General features: G+C 71.4%; 11 protein-coding genes and 1 pseudogene. 6 read left to right on the top strand and 6 right to left on the bottom strand.

The window, feature by feature from the left end:
* The first annotated feature begins 94 nt into the window (after positions 1–94).
* The 4 genes from BIU96_RS14320 to BIU96_RS14335 all read left to right on the top strand — a co-directional run bounded on the left by BIU96_RS14320 (position 95) and on the right by BIU96_RS14335 (position 3,240).
* Positions 95–613, top strand: coding sequence for a MarR family winged helix-turn-helix transcriptional regulator (locus tag BIU96_RS14320; protein ID WP_071293260.1), 519 nt, complete (start codon positions 95–97; stop codon positions 611–613).
* A gap of 103 nt (positions 614–716) precedes the next feature.
* A complete protein-coding gene (locus tag BIU96_RS14325; protein ID WP_071293306.1) occupies positions 717–1,223 on the top strand; it encodes a Dps family protein in 507 nt (168 codons plus the stop codon).
* Positions 1,224–1,231: 8 nt separating this feature from the next.
* Positions 1,232–2,032, top strand: coding sequence for an SDR family NAD(P)-dependent oxidoreductase (locus BIU96_RS14330; protein ID WP_071293261.1), 801 nt, complete (start codon positions 1,232–1,234; stop codon positions 2,030–2,032).
* A 14-nt stretch (positions 2,033–2,046) separates the two neighbouring features.
* Entirely contained in the window at positions 2,047–3,240 is a 1,194-nt protein-coding gene (locus BIU96_RS14335; RefSeq protein WP_071293262.1) for an NAD(P)/FAD-dependent oxidoreductase, read from the top strand.
* Between the two features lie 80 nt (positions 3,241–3,320).
* Here BIU96_RS14335 and BIU96_RS14340 read toward each other — a convergent pair whose 3' ends face one another.
* The 5 genes from BIU96_RS14340 to BIU96_RS14360 all read right to left on the bottom strand — a co-directional run bounded on the left by BIU96_RS14340 (position 3,321) and on the right by BIU96_RS14360 (position 8,238).
* Entirely contained in the window at positions 3,321–4,400 is a 1,080-nt protein-coding gene (locus BIU96_RS14340) for an alpha/beta fold hydrolase (RefSeq protein ID WP_071293263.1), read from the bottom strand.
* A 69-nt stretch (positions 4,401–4,469) separates the two neighbouring features.
* A complete protein-coding gene (locus BIU96_RS14345; RefSeq protein ID WP_071293264.1) occupies positions 4,470–5,342 on the bottom strand; it encodes an SMP-30/gluconolactonase/LRE family protein in 873 nt (290 codons plus the stop codon).
* 150 nt (positions 5,343–5,492) lie between these two features.
* Positions 5,493–6,326 (bottom strand): DUF1206 domain-containing protein, encoded by an 834-nt coding sequence (locus BIU96_RS14350; RefSeq protein WP_175477564.1) that lies wholly within the window; start codon positions 6,324–6,326, stop codon positions 5,493–5,495.
* Positions 6,327–6,440: 114 nt separating this feature from the next.
* Entirely contained in the window at positions 6,441–7,070 is a 630-nt protein-coding gene (locus tag BIU96_RS14355; RefSeq protein WP_071293265.1) for a DUF6226 family protein, read from the bottom strand.
* A 1-nt stretch (position 7,071) separates the two neighbouring features.
* Positions 7,072–8,238: an RtcB family protein gene (locus BIU96_RS14360; RefSeq protein WP_071293266.1), complete on the bottom strand. Its 1,167-nt coding sequence runs from the start codon at positions 8,236–8,238 to the stop codon at positions 7,072–7,074.
* Positions 8,239–8,696: 458 nt separating this feature from the next.
* On the opposite strand from BIU96_RS14360, the gene BIU96_RS14365 reads away from it, so the two are divergent.
* On the top strand, positions 8,697–10,514 hold the full coding sequence (locus BIU96_RS14365) for a glycoside hydrolase family 15 protein (RefSeq protein ID WP_071293267.1): 1,818 nt from the start codon (positions 8,697–8,699) through the stop codon (positions 10,512–10,514).
* A gap of 38 nt (positions 10,515–10,552) precedes the next feature.
* Positions 10,553–11,155: a DUF1992 domain-containing protein gene (locus tag BIU96_RS14370; protein ID WP_071293268.1), complete on the top strand. Its 603-nt coding sequence runs from the start codon at positions 10,553–10,555 to the stop codon at positions 11,153–11,155.
* Positions 11,156–11,252: 97 nt separating this feature from the next.
* Here BIU96_RS14370 and BIU96_RS19920 read toward each other — a convergent pair.
* Positions 11,253–11,480 (bottom strand): annotated as a pseudogene (locus tag BIU96_RS19920) (hypothetical protein); the annotation flags it as partial.

Below are 11,480 nucleotides of genomic sequence, written 5' to 3' on the forward strand. Positions count from 1 at the left end.
CACCGTGCCTCCAGTCCGTCCTGCGGCGCCGTCCTGACGGGTGGCCGTGAGATTCCTAGATGGCCTAGCGACGAGCCGGGTTACCCTGAACGCCATGTCCACGCAGGAGATCACGGCAGCGTCCGGGTACTGGTTCCCCGACGACGACGCCACCCAGCGCGGGGTCACCGTCCTCAACGCCCTGCGCCGGTACCGCGCCGCCGAGACGGCGATGCGACGGCGCACCCGCGACTCGATGGGCATGGGTGAGACCGACCTGCTCGCCGTCCGCTTCCTGCTGCAGTCGCAGCGCGCCGGCCGGGCGGTCAGCCCGAAGGACCTCGCCGCCTACCTCAAGATCTCGTCGGCGTCGACGACGATCCTGATCGACCGGCTCGTGAAGTCGAACCACGTCCGCCGCGACCCGCACCCGACCGACCGCCGCGCGCTCGTCATCACCCCGACGACCGAGACGGACGACGAGGTCCGCGCCACCCTCGGCGTCATGCACCGCCGGATGATGTCGATCGCCGAGGGGCTCTCCCCCGACGACGCCCGGGTCGTCGCGGTGTTCCTCGAGCAGATGCGCACCGCCGTCGACCAGGTCGACCCCGCGCCCGCTGCCGCGCACTGAGCACCACCGAGCGACGCCGCGGGGGACGGTCCTCTGAGCGGACGTCCTGCCGCACCGCGTAGACCGGACTGGTACTGGTCACCCAATGCGGAAGGAGCCGATCATGCACGCATCGGACAAGCTCGCTAAGAACCTCCAGGCGGTCCTCGTGGACCTCATCGACCTGCACCTCCAGGGCAAGCAGGCCCACTGGAACATCCTCGGGACCAACTTCCGGGACCTCCACCTCCAGCTCGACGAGATCGTCGACGCCGCTCGTGAGTTCGCGGACGACACCGCGGAGCGCATGCGCGCGCTCTACGCCGTGCCGGACGGCCGGTCCAGCACCGTCGCCGCGCAGAGCCACCTCGACCAGTTCCCGGACGGCGAGGTCACCACGCACGACGCGATCGACCTCGTGACGCTCCGCCTCTACCAGGCGACCGGCACCATGCGCGACGTCCACGACGAGGTCGACGAAGAGGACCCGACGACCGCCGACCTGCTGCACGGCTTCATCGAGCGCCTCGAGCAGCTCGCGTGGATGGTCTCCGCCGAGAACCGCGCCCCCAGCACGCCGCTCGCCTCGGCCACCACCCCGGCCGTCGCGGACGCCTCGGCACACGCGTAGGGAGCCGCATGGACCTCGGGATCCAGGGTCGGACCGCGCTCGTCTTCGGCGGTGACTCCGGCATCGGCTGGAACACCGCGCGCATCCTCCTGGCAGAGGGCGCGACGGTCGTGGTCACCGACATCGACCAGGCGCGCCTCGACAACAGCGCCGACCAGCTCGACGCGGCGCCCGGACGGCTCCACGCCTTCGCGGCGGACGTCCGGAGCGCCGAGAGCCTGGCGGACCTGCACACGAAGGTCCGCGACGCGGTCGGCGAGATCGACATCCTGGTGCAGTCCTCGGGCGTCACCGGCGCCCAGGGGATGTTCCACGAGATCGACGAGGACGGCTGGAAGGAGACGATCGACATCGACCTGATGGGGCCGGTCCGCATCACGCGCGAGTTCATCGCCGACCTGCGGAACGGCGGCTGGGGTCGCATCGTCTACCTCGTCTCCGAGGATGCCTCGCAGCCCTACGACGACGAGCTCCCCTACTGCGCCGCCAAGGCCGGGGTCCTGTCGTTCGCGAAGGGGCTGTCGCGCTCGTACGCCTCTGAAGGACTGCTCGTCAACACCGTGAGTCCCGCGTTCATCCACACGCCGATGACCGACGCCATGATGGACAAGCGCGCCAAGGAGCTCGGCACGTCCTTCGACGCGGCCATCGAGTCGTTCCTCGACGAGGAGCGTCCGTACATGGAGCTGCACCGCCGGGGCGAGCCGGAAGAGGTCGCGAACGTCGTGGCGTTCCTCTGCTCCGACCTGGCGAGCTTCGTCAACGGGTCCAACTACCGGGTCGACTCCGGTTCCGTCGCCACGATCTAGATCTAGGGAGATCCATGACCGACTTCCGGTACCTCGTCGTCGGCGGCGGGATGGTCGCCGAGGCGGCCGCGCGCGGCGTCCGTGAGCTCGACGCGGACGGCTCCATCGGCATCATCAGCGAGGACGTCGACCGTCCCTACGCCCGTCCCGCGCTGTCGAAGAAGCTCTGGACCGACCCGGACTTCAGCTGGGACGAGAAGGTCGACCTGCACACCGAGGAGACCGGGGCGACGTTCGTCCTGGGCACCGCGGTGACGACGATCGACCGCGACGCGAAGACCGTCACGACCAGCGACGGCGACACGTACGGCTACGACCGTCTGCTCCTCGCCACAGGCGGCAAGCCGCGTGGCCTGCCGGGGCTCGACCCGTCGCCGCGCGTGCTCGACTACCGCAGCGCGACGGACTACCGCCGGCTGCGCGAACTCGCCGAGGCCGGTGCCCACGTGGCCGTCGTCGGCGGGAGCTACATCGGGACCGAGATCGCGGCGGGCATCGTGCAGAACGGTGCACGCGTCACGCTGGTCGACCCCGACCAGGTGGTCGGCGGCCGGATGTTCCCGGACGGCCTGGCCCGGGCGTTCCAGCAGCGGTTCGTCGACCACGGGGTCGAACTCCGGACGGGCCGTCGCGTGGAGTCGGGCACCCAGACCGACGACGGCGTCACGCTGACGCTCGACGACGGGTCCACGGTCGAGGCCGACGCCGTCGTGGTCGGGCTCGGCATCGAACCGGCGACGCAGCTCGCCGCCGACGCCGGGCTCACCGTCCGCGACGGCATCGTCGTCTCCTCGACCCTGCTGACGGACGACGACTCGGTCTTCGCCGCCGGGGACGTCGCCGAGTACCCGGACCGGATCCTCGGGACGCGACGGGTCGAGCACGTCGACAACGCCCAGCAACAGGGTCGGCAGGCCGGCCGCAACCTCGCGGACGCCGACGAGACCTACGACCACACGCCGATGTTCTACTCGGACGTCTTCGACATGGGCTACGAGGCGGTCGGGCAGGTCACGACGAAGCTCCGCGCGGTCGAGGACTGGCAGGAGCCGAACGTCACCGGCGTCGTCTACTACCTGGACGACGACGACACGGTGCGCGGGGTCCTGCTCTGGAACGTCTGGGACAAGACCGACGAGGCCCGCAAGGTCCTCGCCGAGGCGAACGCGTTGACGGTCGACATGCTGCGGGGCCGCATCACGGCCTGACGACGTGAGTGCCTGGAGGCCCGGCGCCGGTTCCGAGAACCGGCACCGGGCCTCCAGTGCGTCGCGTCCAGGGCGTCCGCTCAGCCGGCCTTGCGGGATTCGGGGGCGACCTCGTCGACGACCCGTCGGCGATCCGCCGGGTCGACCGGCAGGTCGTCGCCGTCCGCCATCGCGACCGCGTGGGCGGACTTGGCCGCCTCGAGCGTCTCGTCGTCGTTCCGCGCCATGCCGAACAGCTCGACGAACCGCGACTTCACGAGCAGCCAGGCGTCCTTCGGGCCGAGCCGCGCGAGGTCCGAGGACGTCGAGTCGTCGCGGACACGCTGCAGCGAGGACACGCCGCGGTCGGGCAGTGCGCCGTCGACGTGGGCGACGGCCAGGCGTGCAACGGCGTCCGCCTGGGCGTGCATGACCGAGTGCGCTCCGTCGACGACCTCGCGGAGGACCGCGTAGGGGAAGACCCGGGCCAGCCGACGTACCCAGTCGCGCGGCACCATCGCGTCGTGCTCGCCCCGCACGATCAGCGTGCGCGCCTGCACGTGGGCCGCGCGCTCCTCGATGGGGAACGCGATCATCCGCGGCAGCACCTTCGAGAACCAGTGCCACCCGCACAGCGCGTACGCCGTGATGCCGTGCCACCGCACCGCTGCCGGCTCGTGCAGCGTCGACCGGAGGAACCGGAACGCCGACTGGCGGACCGTCCGGGCCTTCGAGTCGACGACCGGGCTGATGAGCACGAGGTCGGAGATGTCCGGGCGACGGGCCGCGACCTCGGTGACCACCTGCGTGCCCATCGAGTGGCCGATCAGCACCGGGTCGACGAGCCCGAGGTCGGCGATGACCTTCTCGACCGCGTCGGCGTAGCGCTCGATCGACACCTTCCCGCGGAAGCGCGGGACCCCGGCGAACCCGGGCAGGTCGAGTGCGTGCACCGGGCCGTTCTCGTTGAGGTGCGGGGCGAGCCGCTCGTAGTACGTGGCGGCGATCCCGAGGCCGGCGACCAGCAGGAACGCCCGCTCGCCCGGCTCGCCGATGGAGCTCACCCGGACGTAGGTGCCGTCGACGGCGACCCGGTCGACCTCGACCGTGACGTCGGCGTCCTGCGCTGCGGCGAGGTGGCTCGCCGGGTCCGGGGTGGCTGCCGTGTGCTCGTCGTTCACGTGGACTCCTCGGGTCGGGCGGTCGCCCAGGATACCCGCGGACCTCGTCGTGGCGTCCGCCCCGCCCCGTCAGCCGCTGAAGGTGTTCGCGGGGAACCCGTGCACGCGGGTCGGGACCGCGAGGACCGCACCCGACTGCGGCGACTGCTCGAGCTGCTCCTCGGTCAGGTTCTCGCGCGCCGTCCCGACGAACAACGTCGACATGTCCGGACCCCCGAACGCCACCGAGGTCACGTTCGGCGCGGAGAGCTCGACGGTCTCGAGGTGCGAGCCGTCCGGGCTGTACCGTTCGACGCGCCCGCCGCCGTAGACCGCACTCCAGAAGCAGCCCTCGTCGTCGCGCACCAGGCCGTCGTGCGCGGCGCCGACGATGAACGGCTGGAGTTCGCCGAGCTCCCCGTCGGGACCGTAGGACGCGCGGTAGACCGTCGACGCGCTCGTGTCCGTCACGTACATCACGGTGCCGTCGTCCGACCACTCGATGCCGTTCGTGACGCCGAACCCGCCGCGGAGCAGCCGCGTGGTGCCGTCGGCCTCGACGGAGTACAGCGCCGCGTCTGGCTCGCCCGTGGTGAGGTTCATGCTGCCCACCAGGAAGCGGCCGAACGGGTCGCACTTGCCCTCGTTGAAGCGCATGCCGTCCATCGCGTGCTCGACCCGGGCGATCTCCCGCTCGACGGCGCCGTCCGGATCGGTGACCACGATCGTGTCGCCGAGCGCCGCGACGAAGCCGCCACCGGCGCGGGGCTGGAAGCTCGCGAGCGGCGGGGGCAGGGGCACGCTGGACAGGATCGTGCCGTGTGCGTCCGCGGTGTTCAGGGTCCCGAGCGTGATGTCCGTCCAGCGGAGTCGCTCGGACGCGGGGTCCCACACGATGCTCTCGGCGAGGACCGCCCGGGCGTCGGAGAACACGGTCACGGGTCCGGTCGTCGCACTGCTCATCCGCCAGGTCTACCGGCGCCGGCTCCGTGCTCCCTCAGGCCGGGCGGCGGCGAGCTCACGGGCTCAGCGACACCTCACGCCCGCTTCAGCCCGTGAGGTGTCGCACGGCGCGAAAGTCCGCGCCGGCCAGGTCGTCCGTGCGCCCGCGGCTCAGAGGCGGGCGTACCGGGCGCGGAAGAAGCTGAAGACGCCGAAGGCCAGGAACCCGATGCCGATCGCCACGAGGACGAACACCCCGCCCGGCATGCTCCGCAGCGCGTCGAACGCCCCGTCGAGTCCGGTCGCCTGGTCGGGGTCGCTCCGGAAGCCGGCGACCGCGATGAGCACGCCGACGATCACCACGGCGATGCCCTTCAGGACGTAGCCGACGATCCCGAGCACGGTGACGACCCGCTCGACCTGCTGCGGCGGACGCACGAGCTGCTTCCAGAACGAGCGCCGGCAGCCGATCACCACGAGGCCGATGCCGATCCCGATCGCGATCGCCCCAACCAGGAGCAGCAGGAAGACACCGCCCGGGGTCGCGAGCGCCTTCGCCGCGGCACTCCGGCTCGACCCGCTCGAGCTCTTGCCGGCACCGAGCGCGTAGGACGCCGCCGAGTACGCGATCACGCCGTAGACCACGGCCTTCCCGACGTTCTTCAGCCGGTTGCCCCACGCGCGGGCGCTGTCGCTCCGCCCGCCGACGACGGCCTCGAGGACGAGCCGGATGGTCAGGGCAGCGGTGCCGATCGCGACGAGCCAGAGGAGGACCACCCCGCCGGGGACCGACGCGATCTGCTGCAGTGCGCCGGACTGGTCGGTCTCCCCGCCGGACGACGCGTTGCCGACGCCGAGCAGGATCGCCAGGTACCCGATGAGCAGGTGCACGATGCCGCTGCCGACGAACCCGGCGCGCGCCGTCACCTCGAACCAGCGGCTGTCCGCCACCCGCTTCGCTTCGCGTCCGGTCTTCCGGGCCGCCTGTTCCGCCTGCTCACTCACGCCATCGAGCGTGCCCGACGGAACGCGCGGTGTCCGGCAGGGGGCAGCGGTCCCAGCCACCTGCCGGACTGGAGGCGCGGCGCGGGCCCGCCACGCGCCTCCAGTCCGTCTCCGTCAGCGCGTCATCACCGGTGCCCACCACGATCCGCCGACGAGCGTCCGGCGGTCCGGCCGGCGCTCCCCGCGACGGGCCGCGGCGATGGCCGCGTCGACACCGCCGGTGGCGCCGGTGGCGCTCCACCCGTCGGCGGTGGCCACGATCCGCGAGCGCTCGGACTCGATCAGGACGAACCCGCCACCGAGCACCCCGACGAACGCGTCGTCGATGGCCTCGAGCAGGTCCGCCGATCCCGAGTCGCAGGCGTCGCAGCCGCAGTCCGGCTGCACGTCCACCGAGGCCGCCGGATCCCCGACGAGGAGGTCGACCACGCCACCGGGCACGCCGTCGAGCGCGCGGACGACGACGGTCAACGGCAGCGCGTCCGGCGCGCGGGGGACGAGCCGGGTCGCGCCGTCCTCCACGACGCTCGCGTCGGCGAGCCCGAGCGCGACGAGGGCGTCGATCCACGACTGCGCCCGCGCGCCGACGACGGCGTAGCGCTCCGGGTCGGTGACCCGCGAGTACTCCTCGGTCAGCGGGTCACGGTCGGGGTGGGGGTCCGGCCACGAGACGTCGTGCTCGGGCCGGGCCGCCCACGCCGCGTCGACCGCGCGACGGACGTCGACCACGGTCGCCACGGCCACCTCAGTCGCCCTTCACGTTGACGACCTGCCGGAGCGTGTGCCGGATCGTCACGAGGTCGGCCGCGTCCGCCATCACCTGGTCGATCGGCTTGTACGCGGCCGGGATCTCGTCGAGGAACGCGTCGGTGTCGCGGTACTCGATCCCGACCATCGCCGCACGGAGCTCGTCGTGCGTGAAGGTCCGCCGGGCCGCCGACCGCGAGTACAGCCGGCCGGCACCGTGCGGCGAGGACTCGAGCGACGGCTTGTTGCCGAGGCCCTCGACCACGTGCGAGGCGGTGCCCATCGAGCCGGGGATGAGCCCGGCCTTACCGGCCCTCGCCTGGATGGCGCCCTTCCGCGAGACCCACACCGACTTCCCCCAGTGCGTCTCGCGCTGGGTGAAGTTGTGGTGGCAGTTGATCCGCTCCTGCTCGTCGACGGGGGTGCCGACGACCTCGGACAGCTGCCGGACGACGCGGTCCATCATCTCCTCGCGGTTGAGCAGGGCGAAGTGCTGTGCCCACCGCAGCTCGGCGATGTACCGGTCGAACTCGGGCGTGCCCTCGACCAGGTAGGCGAGGTCGGGGTCGGGCAGCTCGATCCACCACCGCTCCATCGCCTTCTTGGCGACCTTGATGTGGCGCTGGGCGATCTTGTTGCCGACACCACGGGAACCGGAGTGCAGGAACAGCCAGACCCGGTCGGCCTCGTCGAGGGAGACCTCGATGAAGTGGTTGCCGGACCCGAGGGTGCCGAGCTGGTTCCGCCACCCACCGTGCACACCGTCGGGGTCGAACCCGGCAGCGGCGGCCATCGACTCGAGCTCGGCGATCCGCGGTGCGGCGGTCGCCACGATCTTCCGGTTCGAGGCGCCCGCGGACAGCGGGATCGCACGCTCGATCTGCTCGCGGAGCTCCTGCAGGTCGTCCGGCAGGTCGCCCTTCGTGAACTGGGTCCGGACGGCGATCATGCCGCAGCCGATGTCCACGCCGACGGCAGCCGGCATGACGGCACCGAGGGTCGGGATGACCGACCCGACGGTGGCGCCGAGGCCGAGGTGTGCGTCCGGCATGAGGGCCAGGTGCGGGAACACGAACGGCATGCGCGCGGTCGTGCGGGCCTGCTGCTCGGTGTTCTCCTCGAGCATCGAGGCCCAGCTGAGCAGCCGGTCGTTGATCTTCTTCATGGTTCTCGTCTCGCTTTCGTGACGGTCGAGGTGACGGTCCGAGACGGTCGTGCGCCGCGCCTCCTGGTCGTCGCCGGACGGGCGGACGAGCGGAGACGGTGATGACGAACGCCCCGGGCCGGGTGGGCACGGGGCGTCGTCTGACGTCGCGTGCCTACGCGGGGTAACGGAGGGACCACTGCTGCGTGCGCTGTTCGGGCAGCACGGCGGTCGCGTCGAGCTGGAGCTCGACGCGTTCCTCGTGGTGCTGCACGGCGCGCATGCGCGGTCCTTCCGGTGTGCCCGGGGCGGGCGGTCTGCCCGGTGGGCAGGAGGACGACAGTAGTGCGACACGCCCGGGCTGCGCAACTCACCCCGGGCGTGTCGGGACTTGTCCACAGCCTGGAGGCGCGGCTCGCCCGTCCACGAGGGGTACGTCCGCCTGATGGTCGCGCCCGGAGCCCGGGCAGGCTGGGTGCATGACCGAGCGGACCCGAGACACCCCCGACGCGACCGAGAACGAGGAGCGCACCGACGGGTACGTCCCGCTCCGCTCCTACGGCGCGATCGGCGACGGTCGGACGGTCGCCCTCATCGCGCTCGACGGCCGGATCGACTGGCTGCCGATCCCGTCGATGGACTCGCCGCCGGTCTTCGCGAGCATCGTCGACGCCGAGCACGGCGGGCACGTCGCGCTCCGCCCGGTCGATCCGCGGGCCGAGGCATCCCGCACGTACATGCCGGGAACGAACGTGCTCGTCACGACCTGGACGACGCCCGACGGCGAAGCCACCGTGACGGACGCGATGGTCACCGGTGTCGCCGGCCGACTGCCGTGGGCAGAGGTCGCCCGGTGCGTCCAGGGCGTCCGGGGATCGGTCGAGATGGAGTGGGCAGTGGTCCCCGGCACCCTGCTGCAGACCGCCGAGCCGAAGCGCCTCGACACCGCGAACGGTGCCGTGATCGGCATCGACGGGATCACGATCGCGATCGTCGAGCAGGGGTTCGAGCCGGTGCACGACGACGGCCCACGGTTCTCCGGCCGGTACCGGACCACCGAGGGCTCGAAGCACATCCTGACGATCGTCGGGACCCACGACGAACCGATCTTCATGCCACGGCCGGAGAGTGCCCTCGCCGCGATGGACCGGACGATCGCGAACTGGGCCACCTGGTCGGAGGAGTTCTCCTACGACGGCCCCTGGTCGGACGCCGTGCAGCGGAGTGCACTCGCCCTCAAGCTGCTCATCTACTCGCCCACGGGTGCGATCGCGGCGGCGCCGACGACGAGCCTGCCCGAGGACCGCACCGGCGGCAAGAACTGGGACTACCGGTTCGCCTGGGTGCGCGACCTGTCGTACACGGTGCACGCGCTCGCCCGGTTCGGGCTCCGCGAGGAGACACACGCCGCGGTGTCCTGGGTCATGCGCACCATCGCCGAGCACGACGAGGACATGCCGATCTTCTACGAGCTGGACGGCTCCAAGAGCGACGGTGTCGAGGACCGTGACGTGCCCGGGTGGAAGGGCATCGGCCCCGTGACGATCGGGAACCGCGCTGGCGACCAGCTGCAGCTCGGCGTGTGGGGAGACGTGTTCGAGATCCTGCGGCAGTACGTCCGCGCCGGCAACGTCCTCGACCGGAAGACCGCCGCCGTGCTGCAGGAACTCGCCGACGACGCCTGCCACCGCTGGGAGGAAGCGGACTCGGGCATGTGGGAGCTCGAGGACACGCAGCACTACGTGACGAGCAAGATCGGCTGCTGGCAGGCGCTCGACGCGGCCGTGGAACTCCACGACGCCGGCATGATCGACGGACCCCGTGACAAGTGGGTCGAGAACCGCGAGCTCATCGAGCAGTGGGTGGCCGAGAACGGCTGGGACGAGGAGCGCGGGCACTACGTCATGTACCCGGGGTCCGACGCCCTCGACACCTCGATCCTGCTCCACACGATGTCGGCGTTCGACCGCGGCCCCCGGATGGAGTCGACGATCCGCGCCATCGAGGAGCAGCTGCAGCGCGGACCGCTCGTGTACCGGTACTCCGGCATCGAGGACGAGGAGTCCCCGTTCGTTGCGTGCTCGTTCTGGCTCGCCGCCGCGATGGCGTGCGTCGGGCGGGTGGACGACGCACGCACCCTGATGGACCAGATGGTCGCGCAGGGGAACGACGTCGGCCTGTTCAGCGAGATGATCAGCGAGGACGGCTCGTTCATGGGCAACCTGCCGCAGGGGCTGTCGCACCTGGCACTCATCCAGGCCGCGCTGACCATCGAGGAGGTCGCCGAGGAGTCCTGAGCGACGACGTCGGACGTCGGGCGCATCATGGTCTGACGATGAACGACGTCGACGCACGGATGGACCGGCTCAGGAGGGCCGCCCGCTACCGCTACCAGCAGCTCGTCGAGAGCGAGATCGAACGTGGCTCCCTCGACCCGGACGAGGTCCGCGAGGAACGACGTCTGCTGAAGGCCGCCGACGTCGCGGCCCACGCGCGGGCGCAGATCGAGGAAGCCGAACGGCGCGGGGTGTTCGAGGGGAACCCGTACCACGGCAAGCCCCTGCCCGGGAACGACGGCCAGCACGATCCCGACTGGTGGATCAAGTCGAAGATCGAGCGGGAGGACATCCGCGGCATCGCTCCTCCGGCCCTCGCGCTCCGGACGGAGGACGCCGGGCTCGACGACGCCCTCGATGCGCTGACCGTGGAGTCCGACGTGCGCGACGTGCTCGAGGACTTCAACGCCCGCGTGAAGGAAGCCCGGCGGCAGCTGCTCGGCGGCCCGCCGGTCGTGACCCCGCTGCGGGACGTCGCCGACGAGGTCGCGCGCTGGCACGACCGACGCGAGGAGCGCTTCGCGGCGGCCGCACGTGCGGCTGCCGAAGCGGCCGCGGCAGCCGGGGACCGGCCACGTCGATGGTGGCGCCGACGTCGGTGAGGTGATCCGCGCCTCCAGGCCCGGACGGCACCCGGGACACGACAGAAGAACGGCACCACGCGATCCGCGTGGTGCCGTCCTGTCCCTGGCGTGCTGGTTACTTGATCTGTGCGGTGATGGTCGCGACGCCCACGAGGAGGTTGGCCTTGACGGCGTCGGTCTTGAAGGTGCTGTTGAGCAGCTTCGCGGCGTCGGCGGAGACGTGGACCGTGGTGCCGGTCAGGATCGCGTTGTCGCCCTCGAGCTGCAGCGGCTTGAGGGTGCCACCGTGCAGGGAGAACAGGTACGCGTTCGCGACGGCGACCTTGCCGTTGACCAGGACGTC

The organism is Curtobacterium sp. MCBA15_008 (assembly GCF_001865065.1).
Classification (GTDB): Bacteria; Actinomycetota; Actinomycetes; order Actinomycetales; family Microbacteriaceae; genus Curtobacterium.

Excerpts from the sequence above, each read along its gene's own strand:
- BIU96_RS14320 (WP_071293260.1), top strand. The coding sequence starts at position 95 with ATGTCCACGCAGGAGATCACGGCAGCGTCCGGGTACTGGTTCCCCGAC.
- BIU96_RS14325 (WP_071293306.1), top strand. The coding sequence starts at position 717 with ATGCACGCATCGGACAAGCTCGCTAAGAACCTCCAGGCGGTCCTCGTG.
- BIU96_RS14330 (WP_071293261.1), top strand. The coding sequence starts at position 1,232 with ATGGACCTCGGGATCCAGGGTCGGACCGCGCTCGTCTTCGGCGGTGAC.
- BIU96_RS14335 (WP_071293262.1), top strand. The coding sequence starts at position 2,047 with ATGACCGACTTCCGGTACCTCGTCGTCGGCGGCGGGATGGTCGCCGAG.
- BIU96_RS14345 (WP_071293264.1), bottom strand. The coding sequence starts at position 5,342 with ATGAGCAGTGCGACGACCGGACCCGTGACCGTGTTCTCCGACGCCCGG.
- BIU96_RS14360 (WP_071293266.1), bottom strand. The coding sequence starts at position 8,238 with ATGAAGAAGATCAACGACCGGCTGCTCAGCTGGGCCTCGATGCTCGAG.
- BIU96_RS14365 (WP_071293267.1), top strand. The coding sequence starts at position 8,697 with ATGACCGAGCGGACCCGAGACACCCCCGACGCGACCGAGAACGAGGAG.
- BIU96_RS14370 (WP_071293268.1), top strand. The coding sequence starts at position 10,553 with ATGAACGACGTCGACGCACGGATGGACCGGCTCAGGAGGGCCGCCCGC.